The sequence below is a fragment of the Micromonospora sp. NBC_00421 genome, assembly GCF_036017915.1.
GTDB lineage: Bacteria > Actinomycetota > Actinomycetes > Mycobacteriales > Micromonosporaceae > Micromonospora.
In genome coordinates this window covers 2,413,400-2,435,067 of sequence record NZ_CP107929.1, presented here as the reverse complement: position 1 = coordinate 2,435,067, position 21,668 = coordinate 2,413,400, and the positions used below count along the sequence as shown (strand labels likewise).

General features: G+C 71.5%; 19 protein-coding genes. 11 read left to right on the top strand and 8 right to left on the bottom strand.

All coding sequences use genetic code 11. The features are described 5' to 3' along the window. Positions 1–148: 148 nt before the first annotated feature. A complete protein-coding gene (locus OHQ87_RS10525) occupies positions 149–424 on the bottom strand; it encodes a hypothetical protein (RefSeq protein WP_328347339.1) in 276 nt (91 codons plus the stop codon). A gap of 494 nt (positions 425–918) precedes the next feature. Next, positions 919–2,115 (bottom strand): helix-turn-helix transcriptional regulator, encoded by a 1,197-nt coding sequence (locus OHQ87_RS10520; protein WP_328347337.1) that lies wholly within the window; start codon positions 2,113–2,115, stop codon positions 919–921. Positions 2,116–2,372: 257 nt separating this feature from the next. Here OHQ87_RS10520 and OHQ87_RS10515 point away from each other — a divergent pair, with 257 nt between their 5' ends. The 8 genes from OHQ87_RS10515 (at position 2,373) to OHQ87_RS10480 (ending at position 11,723) form a co-directional block, all read left to right on the top strand. Further along, complete coding sequence (locus OHQ87_RS10515; RefSeq protein WP_328347335.1) at positions 2,373–2,951, top strand: HD domain-containing protein; 579 nt, start codon at positions 2,373–2,375, stop codon at positions 2,949–2,951. A gap of 311 nt (positions 2,952–3,262) precedes the next feature. Beyond that, entirely contained in the window at positions 3,263–3,871 is a 609-nt protein-coding gene (locus tag OHQ87_RS10510) for a hypothetical protein (protein ID WP_328347333.1), read from the top strand. Between the two features lie 471 nt (positions 3,872–4,342). Further along, complete coding sequence (locus tag OHQ87_RS10505; RefSeq protein ID WP_328347331.1) at positions 4,343–4,501, top strand: hypothetical protein; 159 nt, start codon at positions 4,343–4,345, stop codon at positions 4,499–4,501. Positions 4,502–5,124: 623 nt separating this feature from the next. Beyond that, entirely contained in the window at positions 5,125–6,462 is a 1,338-nt protein-coding gene (locus OHQ87_RS10500; protein ID WP_328347329.1) for a cytochrome P450, read from the top strand. Between the two features lie 44 nt (positions 6,463–6,506). Beyond that, a complete protein-coding gene (locus OHQ87_RS10495) occupies positions 6,507–7,889 on the top strand; it encodes a cytochrome P450 (protein ID WP_328347327.1) in 1,383 nt (460 codons plus the stop codon). Further along, positions 7,886–8,953, top strand: coding sequence for a hypothetical protein (locus OHQ87_RS10490; RefSeq protein WP_328347325.1), 1,068 nt, complete (start codon positions 7,886–7,888; stop codon positions 8,951–8,953). Before OHQ87_RS10495 ends, OHQ87_RS10490 begins: the two co-directional genes overlap by 4 nt. Further along, on the top strand, positions 8,854–10,059 hold the full coding sequence (locus tag OHQ87_RS10485; protein ID WP_328347323.1) for a TIGR03857 family LLM class F420-dependent oxidoreductase: 1,206 nt from the start codon (positions 8,854–8,856) through the stop codon (positions 10,057–10,059). The genes OHQ87_RS10490 and OHQ87_RS10485 overlap by 100 nt, the downstream gene beginning before the upstream one ends. A 161-nt stretch (positions 10,060–10,220) precedes the next feature. Beyond that, a complete protein-coding gene (locus OHQ87_RS10480; RefSeq protein ID WP_328347321.1) occupies positions 10,221–11,723 on the top strand; it encodes a carboxylesterase/lipase family protein in 1,503 nt (500 codons plus the stop codon). On the opposite strand, the gene OHQ87_RS10475 is transcribed toward OHQ87_RS10480, so the two are convergent. Further along, positions 11,670–12,737: a helix-turn-helix transcriptional regulator gene (locus tag OHQ87_RS10475; RefSeq protein WP_328347319.1), complete on the bottom strand. Its 1,068-nt coding sequence runs from the start codon at positions 12,735–12,737 to the stop codon at positions 11,670–11,672. The two genes, OHQ87_RS10480 and OHQ87_RS10475, sit on opposite strands and share 54 nt — an antisense overlap. Positions 12,738–12,847: 110 nt before the next feature. On the opposite strand from OHQ87_RS10475, the gene OHQ87_RS10470 reads away from it, so the two are divergent. Then, complete coding sequence (locus tag OHQ87_RS10470; RefSeq protein ID WP_328347317.1) at positions 12,848–13,309, top strand: VOC family protein; 462 nt, start codon at positions 12,848–12,850, stop codon at positions 13,307–13,309. A 53-nt stretch (positions 13,310–13,362) separates the two neighbouring features. Here the strand turns inward: OHQ87_RS10470 and OHQ87_RS10465 are convergent, their stop codons facing one another. From OHQ87_RS10465 to OHQ87_RS10455, 3 genes are read right to left on the bottom strand one after another with little or no spacing between them, the layout of a single operon-like run. Next, positions 13,363–15,642 carry an ABC transporter permease gene (locus tag OHQ87_RS10465; RefSeq protein WP_328347315.1) on the bottom strand — a complete coding sequence of 760 codons (2,280 nt, stop codon included), beginning with the start codon at positions 15,640–15,642 and terminating at the stop codon, positions 13,363–13,365. Continuing rightward, a complete protein-coding gene (locus tag OHQ87_RS10460) occupies positions 15,639–16,319 on the bottom strand; it encodes an ABC transporter ATP-binding protein (protein WP_328347313.1) in 681 nt (226 codons plus the stop codon). Before OHQ87_RS10460 ends, OHQ87_RS10465 begins: the two co-directional genes overlap by 4 nt. Continuing rightward, on the bottom strand, positions 16,316–16,840 hold the full coding sequence (locus OHQ87_RS10455; protein ID WP_328347311.1) for a PadR family transcriptional regulator: 525 nt from the start codon (positions 16,838–16,840) through the stop codon (positions 16,316–16,318). Before OHQ87_RS10455 ends, OHQ87_RS10460 begins: the two co-directional genes overlap by 4 nt. Positions 16,841–17,117: 277 nt before the next feature. On the opposite strand from OHQ87_RS10455, the gene OHQ87_RS10450 reads away from it, so the two are divergent. Together OHQ87_RS10450 and OHQ87_RS10445 are read left to right on the top strand one after the other, a co-directional pair. Then, positions 17,118–18,854 carry a M28 family peptidase gene (locus tag OHQ87_RS10450; protein WP_328347309.1) on the top strand — a complete coding sequence of 579 codons (1,737 nt, stop codon included), beginning with the start codon at positions 17,118–17,120 and terminating at the stop codon, positions 18,852–18,854. A gap of 83 nt (positions 18,855–18,937) precedes the next feature. Further along, entirely contained in the window at positions 18,938–19,351 is a 414-nt protein-coding gene (locus OHQ87_RS10445; RefSeq protein ID WP_328347307.1) for a type II toxin-antitoxin system Phd/YefM family antitoxin, read from the top strand. Positions 19,352–19,630: 279 nt separating this feature from the next. Here OHQ87_RS10445 and OHQ87_RS10440 read toward each other — a convergent pair whose 3' ends face one another. Both OHQ87_RS10440 and OHQ87_RS10435 read right to left on the bottom strand, forming a co-directional pair. Beyond that, positions 19,631–20,896, bottom strand: a complete 1,266-nt coding sequence (locus OHQ87_RS10440; RefSeq protein ID WP_328347305.1) for an MFS transporter — start codon at positions 20,894–20,896, stop codon at positions 19,631–19,633. Further along, positions 20,893–21,465 (bottom strand): helix-turn-helix domain-containing protein, encoded by a 573-nt coding sequence (locus tag OHQ87_RS10435; protein ID WP_328347303.1) that lies wholly within the window; start codon positions 21,463–21,465, stop codon positions 20,893–20,895. Before OHQ87_RS10435 ends, OHQ87_RS10440 begins: the two co-directional genes overlap by 4 nt. Between the last annotated feature and the right edge of the window lie 203 nt (positions 21,466–21,668).

Below are 21,668 nucleotides of genomic sequence, written 5' to 3'. Positions count from 1 at the left end.
TCTGCTGGGGTGTAGTGATGGAACCAGGGGGTTACGACAGACTCGTGCTGCATGGGGCTGCTCCTACGTGGGGTCGATTCCGTGTGTGAACTCTCGGCAGGCCGGTCGGATTGGGTGCCGTCCGAGGTCATTCGGCCCGGTGGCGCTCCTACTGGTCGGGTTCGGCTGGCACGGGCGCTGCACGTCGCTGCTGTGCTTTTCCCGGCTGCCTGATCCAGCCGATGAAGCGGCGGTGCAGGGGGCCGGCCGGTGCCCAGGGCATGTCCTCGGCCGCCTGGACGAAGTAGGCCCCGAGGTGGAGGGCCAGTGACACCGGCGCGTCGGCGTACTCCGCGCGCAGTTCCTGCCGCCGGGTCGGACACGGCCAGGGGCGGTCGCATCCGCCGCAACTCCAGATCGGCAGCACCGGACCGTGGCTGGTCACCACTGCTCACCGTTCCCGGACCAGTGGCCGCGCTCGATCGGGAGCCGGTGCCGGACATGGCAGGGCAAGTCGGCTCCGCACCGACAGACGCGCCGCCATCGCCGCCAACACCACATAGGCCGATGCCGGTGCGCGAAGGTCAGTGCGGTGGCCGACAGATACTCGTCGTACGACACGCGCCGCTTCGACGACAAGGCAATCCCGCCCGACGTCGGGAGCTGTGGTACGCCTCGCGCCAGGTCCAACAACCGTCGTCGGGCGGCCTCCCGCTCCAATGGATGGATGCGTTCTCCGACGCCGGGAACAGCGGACGGCGACGACGCAAAGTGCCGGCTGACAACTCGCCGTAGGAGTCCAATATTCACCGTCATGTGACCAGCCCTCCGCGCCCACGGCACGGAGGGCCACCTGCTGATGTACCTCGTTCCGCGCCCGGCTTCAGTGACGTCCAGCGTCACGCCAGGCACGGCGCCGATCCAGAGGGTGAACGTCCGCTAACCGAGTGTGGTGTCCGCTGGTGACTGCAGCCCAGGTGCGTACTCCATGCACGCGTCACGGAATGTCACGGCCTCTGGGGCCCCCGACTGCTCCACCTTGGCCAGCAGTTCCGCAGCCCGCCACCAGTTCGATGGCACCACCCGCCCGGACGTCACCGCTTGCGCCCCCAGAGCAACCGCCTCGTCCGGCTGGCCGGCGGCGACCAGGGCGAGACCAAGGTCGAGACGGGCCGACGCGGACCGGCGGGGCCGCGCTCCGCCATCGCCGTGCGGGTCCAGATCGGCCAACACCGCCCGCGCTACCTGCTCGGCACCGGGGTCACCGGCCCACGCCAACGTCGTGGCCGTGTACGCGGCGGCCTTGGCCGGGTCGTAGCGATAGTGGTGCTCGGCGCGCTCAGGAACGGGCAGATTCGCCGTCAGCCGCTCCACCCGGTCCAACGCTCGCCGGGTCGCAGCGACATCCCCAATCCGCGCCCATGCACGAGCCTCCTGAGCAGTCGCCTGAATGCGGGCAGAACTCCCCTTCGGAGCGACCCGCTGCGCTTGACGGGAAAGATCGAGCGCCGTCCGGTAGTCACCTTGGGTCAACACGTCCCAGGCCCGGGTTTCGAGACACCATGCCTGGATCTCGCCATGCTCAGCATGTTCAGCAAGATCACGAGCGGCTCGCAAGTGCGCACCCGCAGCCGTTCGCTGTCGCAGGTCGATGTGAACGGTCGCCCGCAGCACCGCCAGCCAGCCACCGGCAACCAACAACCGCCGCTGTTGAGCAAGCGTCACCCGCCCGTCCAACAACCGCCCCACATAGGCAAGGTGTCGCCGTACCAACGGCAGAAGATCCGCCGGGGCCATCGTCGGATAGGAGCTGGCCAGATCGTCAACACCCTGCTCGATCCGATCGAGCGCATCCGCGCTGACATCACTGGCGGCGACCCGCGCCCGCAGCTCGCCGGCCTCGGCTGCGTGGTCGATCGGCGCATCCACCAACCGAGCAAGCACGCCCCCCGCTTCGAGAACCCGGTCCAGGTGACGTGCCGTGTCGACCGTCGGAGCCTTGAGCCCCGCCTCCAACTCGTGCAGATGGCTCTTACTCCGATGAGCAAGCTGCCCCAGGGAGCGAAGCGACAAACCACGCCGCTCCCGAAACTCACCCAGAGCTACACCGAAGCGCGGATCGACGGACGAGGCCATAGCGCCGCTCCAAGCTCACGAGGCCAGGCAACCTCAACTGGCCGCCACCTCGTCGGACGGTACCCCGACGCGTCGCGTGCCGGGCACCCCCTCGCCTGCAAGCTCCGGGTGTTCCGTCCACGCTATCCATGCACATCACCCGAAATCGGGCGTTGATCGGTCGCCGACCGGCTTCGGCTCGCTCGATCCCGGCAGGAACGAGCCTCTATCGTCTACAGCCTGCGAGCAGACGGAGTCACCGGCACAGGGACGGGCAGATGAACGACGACCACGACGCCGCCGGAGCCATGAGTTTCATCTTCGAAGCCGGCGTACTCAAACGCGCCGCCCGCACCGGCTGGTGGTTCGCCGGCGTCAAGCACCCCGAATCCATCGCCGAACACTCGTTCCGGACCGCGCTCATCGGGATGATGCTCGCCGCCATGGAAGGTGCCGACCCCGCCCGGGTGTCGATGCTGTGCGTCCTACACGACACCCAGGAAACCCGGATCACCGACATCCCGCACATCGCCAAGCGCTACCTCACTGCCGCACCCAACACCACAGTCACCGCCGACCAGGTCGCCGCCTGCCCACCGGCCGTCGCCGACCTCATCAACGCCGCCGTCGGCGAGTACGAAGCGGGCGAGACACCAGAGGCCATCGTCGCCCGCGACGCTGACAAGCTGGAATGCCTCGTCCAAGCAGTCGAGTACCGCCACCAGGGGATCGACAACGTCCAACGCTGGATCGACAGCTCACGCGCGGCACTGAAGACCGCCAGCGCCCACCGCCTCGCCGACGCTGCCCTCACCGGAGAACCCCTCGCCTGGCTCACTCCACCACCACCGGCATAGCCACCAGGCACCAGGTGCTTCGTCCGGCTACGTAGGCAGCGTCACAGGTATCGGGTCATCGTCCGCGTTGATGCTCTCCGGGCGTCGAGGCAGTAGGCACGTCACCGGCCAGGGTCGTGCCCTGACCGGGTTGACCGCATCATCGACATCACGCAGTTCCTGAGCCGGGCCGGGGCGACGATCCACATCAACTGACGGGTCCGTGCGGTGATCCAACCGGGGGGAGGGCGTGAATCTCACCACCGGCCGGATCGTTATACCCGTAGTGTCCGAATGGCGCAGCTCGCCGTACCCCCGTAGGAGGTCCGACCATGCACCGTCGTCTGACTGCGCTGCTCGCCGCGCCGCTGCTCGCCGTGCTCGCCGCCTGCGGCACCGTCGCTGCGCAGGCCGCGCCGCAGCCGCCACCCTCGTCGCCCGTGCCGGGGCAGTCGTACTGGCCAGGTCAGGAGGCGCCGATGGACGCCGGCGCTCGGGTGGGTGAGGTCGCCCCGGGTCGGTGGCCGGCTGCGTACGCCGGCGTGTTCGTGGACATGCCGGGCGGGCGCCTGCTGGTCTACCGCGTGCCGACCGCCAGTATGGACGCGGCGGTACGCGCCCTGGCGCCGGCGGTGCTGGTCGACTTCGTCGATGCCACGTACTCGGCGGCGAATCTCGAGGAATGGGCCGCCAAGGTTGGGGACGACCAGGCGTTCTGGCAGCAGCGGGGGGTGACGGTGCACTGGATCAGCACCGATTTCGGCAGGTGCGTGACGGTGGGCCTGGCCGACCCGCAGCGCGACGGAGGGAAGCTGCTCGCCCGCTACTCCAAGGCGGCGCTGTGCGTGGAGCAGGGGCACGCCGCAGACCTCGCTGACGGCGAACTGAGCCAGCGTCGAGGGTCGAGGGTGACGTCGATGCGACCGGTGAAGTGGACGTGAACGAGGCTGATTAGGTCGCCTGGGTTCCGATCGATGACAGAAGCGACTCCGCGTGGTCGCTGACCCTTCCCGAACTCTGGGGAAACGACCTCCCACAGGTGGGTAGTAGTCAAGGGCTGGCCTAGGTGACCCTCTCCCAACGTTGGGAAGCCCCGCCGGGGGATGCGGCTCGAACCTGTCGACTGGTGACGCCCCGGGTCGTCGCGCAGGTGCCGAACGCCATCGATTCAGGTCCAGGGTTGACCTGTGTCGACGCTTGTACTGCCTTCTTGCCGCTCCGCGTCGCCCAGTAGCGGTCGCTGTTCTCCTGCCGCAACACCGCGTTCTCCTGCCGCAAACCGGCATTCCCACGATCGAGATCACCGAACCCGCCGACGACCACTTGATCAGTCACAAAGGATCTGTGCTCGCGGAGCCAGCGGCCTGGTGACCCGTCTCGGAAAGATCGCTAGGCGATCAGGAGGAGGAGCGGTGATCGATGCCATGGCCGAGCGGCTATTGCGATCTCCTTCTCGTATCCGGATACTGATGAGTAGTATGCACATCTACGAATGGATCATCGCATGGATCATCTCCATCGTGATCGCCGTGCCCTCGCGGCAGGATTCGGAGCCATCCTTCTCGGACTGAGTCTTCTGGTGTGGCCAGCCGCTGGCGCGACGGCGCAGCTGGGAGCTTCCGATCGGAATGGCATAGAAGTGGGTGTCAAGGCTAACTACTATCAGTTCATGAATCCAGGCTTCGGATTGTGTCTAACGCTCTGCAACGGCAACACGATCGATGGGGCACCGCTGGTCGCCATGCCATGCGCCAAGCTGGGATGCCTATGAGCTGAGCTTTCAGCGCTGGGAATACTGGCAACTTTTCCTCCCAAGCCGATTCGAGCCGATGTGTCGATGTTCTGAATGGCGTGACCGCCGACGGCGCTTCCGTGCTCGACTGGCCCTGCGGTTCCACCAACCCTAACCAATAGTGGGCTCTTACCAATGGCTGCAGATTGCTGAGCGGTCTGTCAGGCGGGTGGTGTCTCTCTATCTACGGGAATAGCCCGGCGCCTGAGACGATCGCATTACGCGATCAACTTTCAAAGACGGGGCACTAGCCGATCGCATGTCCGCCGCTATCGCCAGACGACCACGGGGAGAGCAGTTTGGGGAGGTGAGGGAACACTCGCACGAATGAACTGAACTCCATGCAAGTCCTTGTGTACGTGGCGTTATTCGAGATCCGAGAAGGGTAGGAGTGATTCGCGTATGACAGCCACATCGCACTTCGCTGCGTCGGCTTCCGGCGCCAGTCGGGACTGGCGGACGGTGCTGGCCTCGTCGGACGTGTACGCCGTGCTGTCCGACCCGGCGGTGATGGCGGATCCGCTGCCCCTGGCTGCCTGGCTGCGGGAGAACGCCCCCGTGTACCGGAGAGCGGACGGCGAGTACCTGGTCAGCCGCTACGAGGACGTCTCCCGTCTCTTCCGGGCGCCGCCGGATCACATCCGGGTGCAGGCGGCCGGCATCCTCCGGTCCGGGGCCATGGAACAGCACCCGAGCGTCCGTCGGCTGGCGGACACCATCGGGCTCCGGAATCCACCCGAGCACACCCGCCTCAACCGGGTCTACCTGCGGTACTTCACTGCCGCCCGGGTGGCCGCGCTCCGGGAGCAGACCCGGGTGGTCGTGGCGGACAGCGTCCGAGACCTCACGGCGAGACTGACCGCCGGACAGCAGGTGGACCTGCACGAACTGGCGACCGCTCTTCCCACGCACATGATGAGCCTGCTGCTGGACCTGCCCCCGGCGGACATCTCCTGGCTGAACACGTGCGTGTGGCGCATCGAGCAGCCATTCGATCCGACGCTCACCGACGTCCGCCTGTCCGACGCGGATCGCAGCAGTGCGGAACTGGACGCCTTCGTGGTGGACCTGGTGGCCCGTCGGCGCGGCAGCGGAGGCAGCGATCTGATCACGGCACTGGCCGACACGAGTGATGACGAGGGTGGCCTCTCGCAGGACGACATCATCGCCATGGTGTTCACCATCCTCGCGGGCGGAGGGCCCACCATGGCCTGGGTCATCGCCTTGGCGCTGTGGCGCACGCTGGTCCGTCGTGAGCACGTCGACCGCCTCGACGGATCCCCCGGCGGGGCTGCGGCGTACGTCGAGGAACTGCTGCGGTTCGAGTCACCGGCGATGTACAGCCCGATCCCGCGAGTCGCCCTACGCGACATCGAACTGGGGGGTGAGGTTCTCCCTGCGGGATCGCGGATCTACGGGCTGATCACCGGCGCCAACCACGACCCCCGGGCGTTCCAGGATCCTGGAGTGTTCGATCCGTCGCGCTTCGATCCCTCATCGCGGCGGCGTGGCGCTGCCCCCGTGCTGGCCTACGGCACGGGGATCCACCGCTGCGTCGGGGCGCACCTGGCCTCGATGGAGCTCGAGGTGGTCTTCGAGGAGATCTACGCGCTCCTGCCGGACCTGCACTTGGAGGGGCCGGTGACGTGGGGACGCACCTCGTACAGCCGCAGTGTCACCGCGCTCCCTGTCCGGCTGGGCGCGCCGGCTCCGGCGCGGTCGTCGCACCAGCGGCCGTGAGACGAATCCGAGCTCCCTGGCAGGACGGAGAGAAGTCGGTGTCGATGGCAGTCCCACACCGCGTGCCGAAGTCGATGCGTTCGCGTGTTCCGCTGGTCGGCAGCGCCGTGCGCATCCGCCGCGATCCGCTGGGGTTCGTGCAGCAGATCCGCCGCTACGGCGATGTGGCCACGTTCAAACTGGGCCCGCGGACGGCGTACGTGGTGAACCACCCCGATCTGATCCGCCAGATGCTGGTGACGGATGCCGAGAAGTTCCACAAGGGGGTGATGTTCCAAAAGGCACAGGTCCTGGCCCGCAACGGCCTGTTCACGTCGGAGGGCGACTTCCACGCCCGGCAGCGCCGACTCATCCAGCCGGCAGTCCACGCCTCCGAGATCGCCGGCTACACCCGGACCATGGGGGACCACGTCCAGGGGCTGGTGACCGCCTGGGCCGACGGGGAAGTGGTCCGGATGGACGAGGTCACCTTCCCGCTGGCGCTCGGCATCGTCGCCCGGGTCCTGTTCTCCACGGACCTCGACCCGGAGGCCGCGGCCGAGGTCCAGGAGACCCTCCCCGTGCTGCTGCGGGGTCTTGGCCAGCGCGCCCTGGCGCCGTTCGACTTCCTGGACCGGTTGCCGACACCGACCAACCGGGCATTCGAGCGCGCGCTGCCGCGGTTCCAAGCCGTGGTCTACCGGATGATCCGTCAGCACCGCCTCGAGCTCGGGCAACACCCGGACCTGTTGACCTCGCTGCTGCAGGCCGTGGACGCGGACACCGGTGCGGCCATGACGGACGACCAGGTCTACGACGAGGTCACCAGCATGATCATCGCCGGCAGCGAGACGACGGCGGCGGCGATGTCCTGGGCGGCCTACCTGCTCGCCGCCCACCCGGCTGCGCAACGCGCCGTGCAGGACGAGGTCGACGACGTCCTGCAGGGCCGCCCGGTGCGGTACGAGGACCTGGGCCGACTGCAGTACACCCATCGCGTCGTCAAGGAGACCCTGCGCCTCTACCCGACCACCTGGATGCTGATGCGCCGCCCCCTCGTCGACGTCGACCTCGGCGGCTACCGGCTCCCGGCCGATGCGATGGTGCTGTTCTCCATCTTCGCCCTGCACCGCGACCCGGCCCTCTTCCCGGATCCGGAGCACTTCGACCCGGACCGCTGGCTGCCGACCCGTGCCGAGACGATCCCGCCCCACGCCTACCTGCCCTTCGGCGCCGGCCCGCGAGGGTGCATCGGGGGCCCGTTCTCCCACACCGAGGCGTCCGTGTTCCTCGCCACCCTGGCCCAACGGCACACCCTGGTTCCGGTGTCCGACGAACCGGCCCGGATCGTCACCACGCTCATCCCGATGCCGGGGCCCATTCCACTGGCCGTGCGTTCCCGCACGGAGCCACCCGGGTCGACCTCACCGGAGGCGGTGACCCGATGACACCCCCAACCGTTCACGCCGCCGTGGAACGGGCCCTGGAGTACCTAGCAGGGCAGCACGAACTGTCCTACCCGGACGCGGCACACATCATGGGCTCCTACTCCACCGCGCAGTTCGTCAAGCTTGGCCAGCAGCAGCCCCTGCCAACGGCGGGAGAAGAGGCAGGGACGTTCGCCGAGTTCCGCTGCGTGGGCGCCATCTACCACGTTGCCACCATCACCGAGACACTCCTGGACGCCGCAGAGGCCGGCCACAAGGAATGCCGGCGACTCGCCGACGAGAACACCGCCTGGCTGTTCTCCCAACGCGACGGCGTCTCCTGGCGGTACTTCCCCGGCTTCGCACCCCTACCGCACGACGCCGACACCCTCGCCCAGGTCCTGCGGATCCTCATCCGCGCAGGCCAGGCCGACAACGCCGTCGTACGCGCCGCCACCGCTCTCGCCGCGCGCAACGCATGGGACGACGGCGTCGTCAACACCTGGCTGCTCGACACACCCGGCGAACGCGATACGGCCAACCGGGTCTGGGGCCGGGGCCGGAACGACACCGGCCGCGACCCCGAGGTGGTCGCGAACCTCGCACACGCCACCCACCTGTACGAGCAGCACATCGGGCCCCTACCGCTGAGCCCGCTCGTCGGCCCGGCAACCCGCTGGCTGATCGACCAGCAACAGCCCATGGGCTTCTGGCGAGCCTCCTGGTATGTGGGAACCTGCTACAGCACCTACGTCGCCGTACGCCACCTCGCTGCCCTTGGCGGACATCAACAAGAGATCGCCCGGGCCGCACGCTTCCTCGCACAGGCACCCGCACCCGATCCCCTCAACCGGGCCCTGGCCATGCTGGCCCTGACCGCGGCCGGCACCGCCGTGTCCCCTGACGACTGCCAACTGCTGATCGGCAGCCAATTCCCTGACGGCTCCTGGGAGGCAGTGCCCTGGCTCGACAACCACGCCAGAGTGTGGGGAAGCCGCGCGGTCACCACCGCGCTCTGCCTCAAGGCCCTGCTCGCCGTGCAGCGGGACACCGCAAGCGCGAACCACCACGGCAGGATGCCGTGAGCGGCACCCCTCCCACCCCCACTACCTTGCCGCTGGGGGCATACATCCTGTCCGGCCGCGTGCCTGACGCGCGTACGGGCATCGCCCAGGCGCAGGCCGGAGAGGCACTCGGGCTCAGCAACCTGTGGATCTCCGAGAAGTTCGGCACGAAGGATCTCGGTGCCCTCGCAGGCGCACTTGCCGCATGCACCACAAGACCCGGCATCGCCGCCGGAGTCGTCCCCTTTCAGACCCGGCACCCTCTGCAGCTCGCCTCACTCGCGGCCACCCTCCAGTCGCTGACCGCAGGCCGCTTCCTGCTCGGGCTCGGACGCGGCGGCAGCTGGCTGTCCGGACTCGGTGTGCCGCCCACCGCCACGGCACGGGTGGTTGTCGACACCGTGACCATGCTGCGCCGCCTGTGGAACGGCGAAGAGGTGACCTACCACGGCCCCGCAGGCGATTTCCCGAGGCTTCAGCTCCGGGAACTGCCGACCACACCGCCACCCCGCGTCGTCCTGGCGGGGATAGGTGAGCAGTCCTTGCGGCTCGCCGGAGAACACTTCGACGGTGTGCTCCTGCCGGCGTTCACCACGCCGCAGGCAGTCGCACGGACCGCCGCCCGCGTCCGCCGGACCGCGACAACCTGCGGCCGTAACCCGAACGCCGTGCGCATCTACGCCACCGTCCTCACCGCGGCCGACCCGACACCCGAGGCCAGGGATGTCATTGCGGGTCGGGCGGCAACCTACCTACAGGCTCCCGTCGGCGGCGAACGGCTGGTGCGGATCAACGGCTGGGACCTGGACGCGCTTCGACGACTGCGCGGACACCCCCACATCGCCCGGCTCGGCGACACGTACGCCGACGCCGTTCTCGACCCCCTCGACCTCGCCGAGGCCGCCGGCCTGATACCCGCAACCTGGCTTGATGAGTCCACCGCGACCGGAAGCCCTCATGCCTGCGCCGCCCGGCTTCAGGACTACCTCGACGCCGGTGCCGACGAGCTGGTCCTGCATGGCACCACACCCGACCGGCTCGCCCCCGTCATCCACGCTTTCTCTGCACTCTGCCCACCATCGCGACCGCAACCCGCCGCGGCAGACACCCAGGACCGCCTGCGATGACGGACCGGGTCCCGCACAAGTCACCCTGGCCCTTGGCACCATCACCGGCATAGCCACCAGGGCACCAGATGCCTCGACTTCCCGTCCGGACCTAAATGGTGTGCCGGTGGTCGGCGGGCGCTGGGATGCTGCGGCCGACCGGGAGCGGGGGAGGGGCCAGCATGCCGTCGGAGTCCGCGCCGGAAGTCCGTACCGTGGCCGGTGTCCTGCGGGGCTGCCGGGAGGCGGACCGGGCGGTGTTCCGTGGCATCCCGTACGCCGAGCCGCCGGTCGGAGCCCTCCGGTTCGCCGCGCCGCAGCCGGTACGCGGCTGGCAGGGCGTACGTCCGGCGGTCGCCTTCGGTCCGCCGCCCCCGCAGCCCGGCGCGTTCGGGACGTCCCCGCAGCGCGTCGGCGACGACTGGCTGACGCTCAACGTCTGGACGCCGGAGCCGGACCCGGCGGCGGGGTTGCCGGTCCTGGTGTGGGTTCCCGGTGGCGGTTACCTCGTCGGCTGTTCCGGCCTCCCGGAGTACGACGGCGGCCACCTCGCCGCCGGCGGAACCGTGGTGGTGACGCTCAACTACCGCCTCGGTTTCGAGGGTTTCGGGCAGCTCGACGGGGCCCCGGCCAACCGGGGGCTGCTCGACCAGGTCGCGGCCCTGCGCTGGGTGCGGGACAACATCAGTGCCTTCGGTGGCGACCCGGACCGGGTGACGGTCTTCGGGCAGTCGGCCGGTGGCGGCTCGGTCGCCGCGCTGCTGGCCATGCCGCGCGCCGCCGGACTGTTCCGGCGGGCGGTCGCGCAGAGCGTCCCGGGGACGTTCCTCTCACCCGAGTTGGCCGCCGACGTCACCGCCGCCTGCGCCGCCGAGCTGGGGGTACGACCGACCCTGGCCGACCTGTCGACGGTGGCTCCGGACCGGCTGCCGGCCGTGGGTGAGGCGATTTCGGCCGGGATCGTCCGGTGGCGGGAACGGTGGGGGCGGATCACCCACCGGCCGATCCCGTTCGCGCCGGTCGTCGACGGTGACGTGCTGCCGGCGACCCCGTGGCGGGCGCTGGCCGACGGTGCCGCGCGGGACGTCGACCTGCTCGTCGGGCACACCCGCGACGAGCACCGGCTGTTCAGCCTGCTCGACGGCGTGCTCGGCCAGGTCACGCCGGAGCAGGCCGAGACCGCGCTGCGGATGCTGGCCCCGGGCCCGGCCGGTGCCCGCCGCTACCGGGAGGCGTTCCCGGACGCGACCGACGAGCAGCTGTACGAGCTGGTCAACGCGGACTGGCTGTTCCGGATGCCGAGCCTGCACCTGGCCGACGCGCAACTCGCCGGTGGCGGCCGGGTCCACCTCTACGAGCTGACCTGGCCGGCGCCGGGCCTGGGCGGTGGCCTCGGTGCCTGTCACGGCCTGGACGTGCCGCTGGTCTTCGGCAACCTGACCAGTGGGCAGCCCGCGATGCTGATCGGTGATCCGCCCACTCCGGCCGCGCAGGAGCTGTCCGGGCAGCTGCGCGGGGCGTGGACGGCGTTCGCCGCGACCGGCGACCCCGGGTGGCCGGCGTACGACGCCGATCGCCGCACGCGCGTCTTCGACGAACGGCCGGTGGTCGTCGCCTATCCGGAGGAGACCTCACGACTGTTGTGGCGGGACCACACCTTCGCCGCGCTCCCGCTGCTGGCCTGACAGCGCCGGGGCGGCGGAGCCCGCTCGTGCCACGGCGGCGACACCACCGGTGGCGGTGCGGGTGAACCGGTCGGCCAGCAGCGCGAACGCGTCGGTGAGCGGCGGTGGGCCGACGACGGTGATCTCGGCGTCGTACCGGGCGACGGCGGCGGCCAGGCTCACCCAGGACCACGACCCGAGGGTGAGCCGGCACCGGTCGGGGGCGATCTCCTCGACGAGGCCGTCGCGGGTGTACCGGGCGACGGTCGCCGCCGGCAGGTCGAGGACCACCGTGCCCCGGCAGGGCCAGTCCGCCGACCCGCCGCCCGACCCCCGGAAGACCCCGGTGAGGTACGTGGCGACGTCTCCGCCGGCCAGTGGGCGGGGGGTGAAGCGGGGCCCGTGGGGCGGGCGCAGGGTGATCCGGTCGACGCGGAAGGTCCGCCAGTCGGCCCGGTCGAGGTCCCAGGCGACGAGGTACCACCGGCCGTCCCAGGTGACGACGTGGTGCGGTTCGGCGTGCCGGGCCGGCCCGTCCGTGCTGTCGGACCCGTAGTCGAACCGGAGGATCTCGCGGGCGTGCACGGCGCTGCCGAGCGCCAGCAGCACCCCGCCGTCGACCGGTTCGGCGGCTGCGGTGGTGGGCCGGGCGACGGCGGTGACGCTGAGCGCCCCGACCCGCTGCCGCAGCCGGGCGGGCAGCACCTGTCGTACGGTGTGCAGCGCCCGCGCCGCGTCGTCGGCGAGCCCGCCGGTCGTGCCGGTCGCCGCGACCTGGAGCGCGATGGTGAGGGCGACGGCCTGTTCGTCGTCGAACAGCAGTGGCGGCAGCACGGTGCCGGCGGCGAGCCGGTAGCCACCGTCGGGGCCCTTGGCGGCGGCGATGGGGTAGCCGAGTTCCCGGAGCCGGTCGACGTCGCGGCGCACGGTACGCAGGCTGATGCCCAGGCGTGCGGCCAGCACCCCGCCGGGCCAGTCCCGACGGCTCTGCAACAGCGACAGCAGGGCGAGTAGTCGCGCGGACGTGGTCGGCATGAGTCTGATTCTGCCCGGAGTAGGTGCCACACCCTGGCACCTACTGCTGCGAATCTTGCTCCTGACCAGCCCACTTCCGGGCGTCGAGCACCATCAGCAAGGAGTCGACCATGGCCATCTCCGCCACCACGCACCTCAACTTCCGGGGTGACGCCCGCGCGGCGTTGGAGTTCTACCGGTCCGTGTTCGGTGGCCGCTGCACCGTCGTCAGCTACGGCGACCTGGGGATGCCGAAGGACCTGCCGGACGCCGACAGGGTCGTCTTCGGCCAGGTCACGGCCGACAACGGCTTCGCCGTCATGGCCTACGACGTGCCCGGCCAGGCCCCCGATGCGCCCGCGCCGGCCGCCACCACCCGCGAGAACGGCATGACGCTGACCGGCGAGCGGTTCTTCGTCTCCGTCCGTGGTGACACCGCCGAGGAGGTCGGCGCGTTGTGGGACAAGCTCGCCGACGGTGCCGATCTGATCGAGAAGTACGGCCCGTCGCCGTGGGCACCGGGCTTCGGGATGCTCACCGACCGGTTCGGCGTCACCTGGATCCTCGACGTCGCCACCCCGTACGCCGGCTGACCTCCGTGACCCGGTCCGGGACCGCCGGTGGACGGTGGCCCCGGACCGGCCGGTCACTCGGTGCGCAGCCCGTCAGCGCGGGTGAGTCGCCACAGCAGGGGCAGGCTCAACCCGGTCACCGCCAGGACGGTCAGCGCGCCGAGCCCGACGGAGAAGCCGACCACCGGCCAGGCGATCGAGACCGGGGCCTGCACCATCCGCAGCAGGGCAGCGCCGAGGCCGAGCCCGAAGCCGACCGCCAACACCAGCCCGACCCCGACCGGCAGGGCGGTCTGCCAGAGCACGGACCAGCCGAGGGTGCTGCGTCGGGTGCCCACCGCCACCAGCATGGCCAGCAGGCGGCGGCGTTCCCGCAGCTGCTCCAGCGTGCCGACCAGCATGCTGGTGGCGATCAGCACCAGGGTGACGACCGTGCCGATGGCCAGGCCGCGCCGGATGTCGGCGAACTTGGGCGACTCGATGGTCGGGGACAGCACGGAGACGGACGTGGTCAGGTCGATCGCGGCGGTGGCGTTGCGGACGTGTTCGACCGCGTCGGAGGCGGCCGGGTCGAGCTGGAGGTAGACGGTCGACCGCAGCGGACCGAGGGTCCGGCCGGCGACCGCGCCGGGGGTGACCAGCGCCCCGTTCTGCATCCAGCCGGCCGGGTCGGGTCGGGCCTGCGCGGCACGCGCCGTCGTGGGCACCCGCCACCGCGACCCGTCCTCGACGGTCAGCATCGCGCCGGCGGGGACAGCCACCGGGTCGCCCGGATTGGACGCCAGGAAGGTGTCCCCGTCCACGCACCGGTCGAGGCGGGCGAACTCGGCCAGCGCGGCGCAGTCGCCGATCCGGATCTCCACCGGTGGGCCGTCCGGCGAGCCGACGTTGGCCCCGGTGCTGAGGGTGCCGGTTGCGGCGGTCACCCCCTCGGCCCCGCCGAGCTGCCGCAGCACCCGGGCCAGGTCGGGCTGGTCGCGGAACTGCACCTGCACTTGCGCCCGGGAGGTGTCCTGCCCACTGGCGGTGGTGAAGTCCCCGGCGATCCCGGCGAAGAGCATCTGCAGGCCGATGGTGCCCGCGACGGCCACGGCGATGCCGTTGACCAGCCGTGCGGCGGTGGCGCTGTCCAGCTGCACCCGGCGTACCGCGAGCTGCCAGGGCACCGGGCCGCCGCGTAGCCGCCGGACCAGCAGGTCGGTCAGCCAGGGCAGCAGGGTGACCGTGCCGGTCAGCAGCAGCACCGCCCCGGCCGGCACCAGCCACCGGGTGACCCCGCCGTCGGAGTCGCGCAGACCGGCCACGGGCAGGAGCAGGGCCAGGCCGGCGGCGGGCAGCAGCAGCCGCCACCAGAGCCGGCGGCGGACCGGGGTGCCGCGTCGGGTCACCCCGAGCGGCTCGACCACCACCGCCCGCAGCGCCAGCATCGCCACCAGCACGGCCAGCGCCGGCACGGCCAGCACGACGGCCAGCAGCAGCACGACGGGCGGCCGGATGTCCGAGGCGTACACACTGATGTCGTAGAGGGTGACCAGCGGGACCAGTTGGCGGCCGGCGAGCAGGAACCCGATGCCGACGGCGACGCCGAGCAGCGCGCCGGCCGCGGCCTCCCCGGCGGCGATCCGCCGGACCATGGTGGTGTCCGCGCCGACCAGGCGCAGCGCCGCCAGCCGGCGGTCCCGGCGTTCGCCGCCGTAGCGCACGGCGGAGCCGAGGAACACCGCGATGGGCAGCAGCAGCACCACGAAGATGACCGCCACCAGCAGCATCAGCACCGGGCCGAGACCCTCGCCGGGCAGCCCGCCGCCGAACCTGTCCAGCCGGGTCGCCCCGTGCGCGTCGGTCAGCCGGTCGTCGCCCTGGTAGTAGGCCAGCTCGTGGGGGCCGGCGAGGCCCGCGTCGGCGATGGTGCCGGTGACCCGCGCGCCGCCGAGGCGGGGGGCGAACAACGGGCCGGCGGGGGAGTCGAGCAGCCGGCGCAGGGCGGGGGAGACGACCGCCTCGCCGGGGCCGGGCAGGGCGGTCAGCCCCGGCGGGACGGGGGCGGCCGGCCCCTCCGGCCGGACCAGCCGGCCCCGGACCGGCCGGCCCCGGAACTCGGTGTCCACCGGGTGGACCAGCAGGGTGCCGGGACCGGCCGCGACCTGTTCGCCCATCCGCAGGTCGTCGCGGGCGTCGCCGCGCGCCTGCCGGGCGTCCAGCGCCCCCGGCACGGCGGTGGCGAGCAGCAGCATGGCCACCCCGATACCGACGCCGACGGCGGTGAGCAGCGCCCGGGTCCAGCCCTCCCGGCCACCGGTGACGGCCATCCGGGCGCCCATCACCAGGTCCGCGACCGCGCCCCGGCCTCTCACGCCGCCACCTCCAGATTCCGGGTACGCCCGTCGCGCACCACGACCTCCCGGTCGGAGTACGCCGCCACCCGTGCCTCGTGGGTGACCAGCACCACCGCCGCCCCGGTGTCCCGGGCGGCCTCGGTGAGCAGCCGCATCACCCGTTCGCCGTTGAGTGAGTCGAGCGCGCCGGTCGGCTCGTCTGCGAAGATCACCCGGGGGCGGGTGACCAGCGCGCGGGCCACCGCGACGCGCTGCCCCTGGCCGCCGGAGACTTCGCCGGGGCGCTTGCCGCCGACGTCGGTCACCTCCAGCCGTTCCAGCCACTGCCCGGCCCGCTGTTCGGCCGCACGCCGGGGGACCCGGGCCAGCCGCAGCGGCAGGGCGATGTTCTCCAGGCAGGTCAGCTCGGGCACCAACTGGCCGAACTGGAAGACGAACCCGAAGGCCTCCCGGCGCAGGGCGCTGCGCCGGGCGTCGCTCATCGTCACCAGGTCCTGGCCGTCGAAGACGACCCGGCCCCGGTCGGGGCGGACGATCCCGGCCAGGCAGTGCAGCAGGGTGGACTTGCCGGAGCCGGACGACCCGAGCACCGCGACCACCTCGCCCTCGTCGATGCGCAGCGCGGCGTCGACCAGTGCCACCGTCTCGCCGAAGCGGCGGTGCAGGCCCTCGGCGGCCAGCAGCGGCGCGCTCACCGGCGCACCTGCGCGGCCAGCTCGTCGAGGCGGGCGGTGGTGAGTTCGAGCCAGCGCAGGTCGGCCTCCAGGTGGAACAGCGCGTGGTCGCAGATCAACTGCTCGGCGAGGTCGCCGTCGCGCTTGCGGCGGGTCAGGTCCCGCATCAGCCGCAGGTGCTCGGCGCGCTGCACGTCGAGCAGTTCGGCCGCCTGACGGCCGGTGAGCAGGGCGAGCACCACCTTGGTGTAGAGGACGCTCTGCAGGTAGGGCTCGGGCGGCTCGGGGCGGGCCAGCCACCGCGCCACGTCGGTGACGCCGGCCTCGGTGATGGCGTACCGCTTGCGGTCGGGGCCCTCGCCGGGCTCGACCGCCTCCACCTCGACGAGGCCGCCGCGCAGCAGCCGGGACAGGGTCGCGTAGACCTGGCCGTAGGCGACCGGGCGGGCGTGGCCGAAGTGTTCGTCGTAGCGCCGTTTGATGTCGTAGCCGTGCCGGGGGGTCGCCTCCAGCAGGCCGAGAAAGGTCTGGCCGATGGACATGCGGAGCACTATACACACCGCGTATACATGCGTTGTCTACACCCCGCGCCGAGGCTGTCGTGACCGCTTCCCGACGCCGCGCCCTGCGGTGCCCGCGAATGTGACACCGTCCGACGGATTGACCAGCAGATTGATACATGTCAGTGTTTGCTTCCCTGGCGTTTCCGCCGCGATCCCACCCCCGGATCGCGGGTCTCCCGTCCACCCCCGGTCACCTCCGACAGACGGGACGGTGACGCCTGGGCGGATGCCCCGCCGACCCCCATGAGGAGCTCGTATGAAGCGCAGAACCCTGGCGATCGCCGCCGTCACCGCGGTGACGCTCGCCCTGGCCGCGCCACCGGCCTCGGCCACCACGACCGCCCGGCCGGCCACCGCCGCGCCGGCCGTCGCCGCGCTCGCCGCGCCGGACGTCCAGGTCAGCAACGTCCAGGCGCACCTGGCCCAGTTGCAGAGCATCGCCACCAGCAACGGCGGCAACCGGCGCGCCGGCTCGGCGGGCTACACCGCCTCGGTCGCCTACGTGAAGTCCAAGCTCCAGGCCGCCGGCTACACGGTCACCGAGCAGACCTGCACCAGCTGCACCTACCAGGGCAACAACGTGATCGCCGAGTGGCCGCAGGGCCCGACCACCGACGTCGTCATGTTCGGTGCGCACCTCGACGGGGTCGCCGCCGGTCCGGGCATCAACGACAACGGCTCCGGCTCGTCGGTGCTGCTGGAGAACGCCCTGGTGCTCGCCCAGCAGAACCCGACCATGACCAAGCGGGTCCGGTTCGCCTGGTGGAACGGTGAGGAGCAGGGCCTGCAGGGCTCGAAGTTCTATGTCAACTCCCTGACCACCGCCCAGAAGGGCTACATCAAGGGGTACTACAACTTCGACATGGTCTCCTCCACCAACGGCGGCTACTTCATCAACCGGCTCACCTCCACCACCTCGGCGCCGCTGAAGGCGTACTGGGACTCGCTCGGGCTGTCGCCGGAGGAGAACGTCGAGGGCCAGGGCCGCTCCGACGACTATTCCTTCCAGCAGGCCGGCATCCCGACCTCGGGTTACGCGATGGGGGCCAGCGCCCGCAAGACCAGCTCCCAGGCCAGCAAGTGGGGCGGCACCGCCAACGCCGCGTACGACCCGTGCTACCACTCGTCCTGCGACACCACCAACAACGTCAACGCCACCGGGCTCAACCGCAGCGCCGACGGCGTCGCGTACGCCATCTGGGATCTGGCGGTCGGCGGCGGCACCCCGACCAACGACTTCTCCGTCGCGGTCAGTCCGACCGCCGGCGGTGTGGTCCGGGGCGGCTCCACCACCGCCACGGTCAGCACCGCCACCACCAGCGGCAGCGCCCAGACCGTCGCCCTGTCGGCCTCCGGTGCGCCCAGCGGCGTGACCGTCTCGTTCAGCCCGTCGTCGGTCACCTCCGGCGGCTCGGCCACCATGACGGTCAGCGCGTCGTCGAGCGCCAGCCTCGGCAGCTTCACCCTCACCGTGACCGGCACCGGCTCGGCCACCCGCACGGCCAGCTACACCGTCACCGTCACCGGCACCGGTAGCTGCACCGGCGGGCAGGTCGTCGGCAACGGCGGCTTCGAGTCCGGCGCCACCGTATGGACGGCCACCTCCGGGGTCATCACCAACTCGTCCAGCCAGCCGGCCCGCACCGGCTCCTACAAGGCGTGGCTCAACGGCAACGGCAGCACCAGCACCGACACGCTCTCCCAGTCGGTGACCGTGCCGGCCGGCTGCTCCTCCTACGCCCTCGCCTTCTACCTGCACATCGACACCACCGAGCGGACCACCACCGTCGCGTACGACAAGCTGGTGGTCCAGATCGGCAGCACCACGCTGGCGACGTACTCGAACCTCAACAAGGCGACCGGCTACACGCTGCGCTCGTTCGACGTCGGCGCGTACGCCGGGCAGACGGTGACCCTGAAGTTCACCGGCACCGAGGACGCCTCACTGCAGACCAGCTTCGTCGTCGACGACGTGACGTTGCAGGCGAGCTGAACGAATCCGGGTGGGGTGGCTCGTCCGCCCCACCCGGGACCGTCATGACGATAAATGTCGTACCCGGGTCGGACCATGGGGACATGGCTGCCCCCGCGCTGTCCCACCACAGTGGTCAACCCCGATCCGTGCCGCTGCGCGAGCTGCGTACCCGGCTGACCCAGCTGATCGCGATGGCCGAGTTGACCGACACGGTCACCCTGGTCACCCGCGACGGCGACCCCCGGCCGGTCGCCGCGATCGTGCCGGCCCCCGCCGCCCGCAGCGCCGCCCAGGCCCGCGCCGACGATGAACGCCTCGCCACGGTGACCGCCGGCTGGGCACGTCGGTTGGAGGAGTCGCACCGGCAGGGCGCCCGCCGGCACGCCGCCGAGCTGCGGGCCGTGACCGACGCGCTGACCGAGGTCTGGGCCGAGCTCGACCGGCGCGTCCCACCCGGCACCGACCCGGCCGTCGACCGGCTCCGCGCAGCCCAAGCCGACCTGCGCCACGACTGACCCTCGGGCCGGCCCGACGCCCGAGGCGACCGCGTCACACCCGACGCCCGGGCTGGCCCCCCTCACCCTCGACGCCCGGGGCGGTTCCGACCCGTGCCACGACCGGCACGCCCGCGGGTAGACGCGTCGTGCCCACTCGCCTCCACTTCCCGCCCCGCCCCCGGTGATCAAGGAGTTTGCGTCAAGTGATCAAGAGGTTTGCGTCAATCTGAAGATCGAAGCTGACGTAAACCTCTTGATCACCGAGAACGGGAACACGGGGGCCTGGCCGGATGCTGGTCATGCGGCCGGGGTGGGGGTCTGTGCCGGGTGGGCGGGGGCGCCCGGGCGGTCCAGCGTGCGCCACGGGCCGCCGAGTAGCGGGGTGAGCACCACCAGCAGGTAGCAGCAGCCGACGGTGAGCAGGGTGGGTGTGGTGCCGAACCGGTCAGCGGCCACCCCGGCGGTGAGCGCGCCCAGCGGGATGCCGGCCCAGCAGCCGGCCCCGATCACCCCGAAGACCCGGGCCCGCAGGTGGGCCGGCACCCGTTCCAGCTCCACCGCGCCGATCAGCGGGTTGATCGCGCCGGCGGCGAAGCCGGACCCGACGAAGACCGCGACGATCCACGGCAGCGGCGGGGCGGCGGCCAGCGCCCAGAACGGCGGCGCGCCGACCACGGCGAAGGCGGTGACGAAGGTGGCCCGGCGGGGCAGCCGGTGGCCGACCGCGCTGAACACCAGCGACCCGACCAGCGCCCCGCCGCCCATCGCGCCGACCAGCAGGCCGAACGCGGTGGGCCCGCCGAGTTCCCGGGCGGCCACCACCGGCAACAGCACGTTGCTCTTGGTGGCGTCGAAGAAGTTGGTCACCAGCACCAGCAGCACCACCGCGCGCAGCAACGGCTCCCGGGCCAGGAACCGCACCCCGGCGGCGAATTCTCGCCAGTAGCCGCCGCCGGCCGGGTCGGCGGGCGTGGCCGGACGCAGCGACCGGGGCACCAGCACCGCCACGACCAGCGCGGAGACCGCGAAGGTGGCGGCGTCCAGGGCCAGCACGGGGAGCGCGCCGAGGGTAGCGACGAGCAGGCCGGCCACCGGTGCGCCGATCAGCCGGGCGCCCCGCTCGCTGGCCTCGTACCAGCCGACGGCCCGTTCCAGCGGCACCCCGGCGGCGGTTGCCGCCTCCGGCAGCAGGGCGTTGCGGGCGGTCTGTCCGGGGGTGTCGAGCAGGCCGCTGGCGAAGACCAGCCCGAGCAGCGCCCAGAACGGCAGGCCGATGGTGGCGTCGAGCAGCGGCACGGCAGCGACCGTCAGCCCGGACACCACATCGGCCAGGACGCTGGCCCGCCGGTAGCCGATCCGGTCCACCAGCACCCCGCCGAGCGCCCCGCCGAGCACCACCGGCACGGTGACGACCGCGCCGGTGAGGCCGGTGGCGGCGGGCGATCCGGTCTCGGCGAGCACATAGAGCGGCAGCGCGATCAGGGTGAGCATGTTGCCGGTGAGCGAGACGGTGTGACCGACCAGCAGGCCGACAAGTGGGGCGCGGCGGCGCGGCGGCGTCACCGGGGATCCCGGAAGGCGTGGAACATCAACGTCACGGTCTCGGCCCCCGGCCGGGCCGGGTCGCTGCGGTCGCGCCAGCGGGCGGCCAGCGCCTCCAGGTCGGCCCGCAGCTCGATCAGCTCGTCGCTGGTCAGGTGCAGCCAGGAGTCGCTGCTGGCGGTGCCGCGCACCCACTGCGGGTCGAGGGTCGCCTCGACGTCGAGGTAGTGGCCGAGCCGTTCCACGTACCGGTCGAGGACCGCGCGGCGCAGCAGGTCGGAGGCGGCCCGGCGCTCGGGGTCGGCGAGCGCGTCGACCGGCTCCCAGGACGTCCGGGTGTGTGCCGCGCGCCACCAGCGTTCGCGGCGGTCGCGGGCGTGCTCGGGGGCCTCCTCGACGAAGCCGTGCTGGGCCAGTTTGCCGAGGTGGTAACTGACCGAGCCGACCGCCTCGTCGATGGCGTCGCTGAGCATGCCGACGCTCTGTGGGCCCCCGACGCGCAGCTCGCCGAGCAGCCGCAAGCGGGTCGGGTGGGCCAGCGCACGCATCGCCCGGGGGTCGGTGAGGTGCAGGGTGGATTCCTCCGTCATGCCGCCACAGTAAAAGGACAAGACTTGAAGTACAAGACTTCTTGTATAACTGGCGCGACCGGCCGGCGGTCGACGCGCTGCGGACCGCACGCGGGGCGGGGACAATCCGACGGGAGCATCGGCCGGGGGACCGGCCGGCCCGTGAGCCGGAGGCGGTGTCGATGAGCGGATCGGCGGTGGCGGCCGGGCCCGTCCGGGCCGGG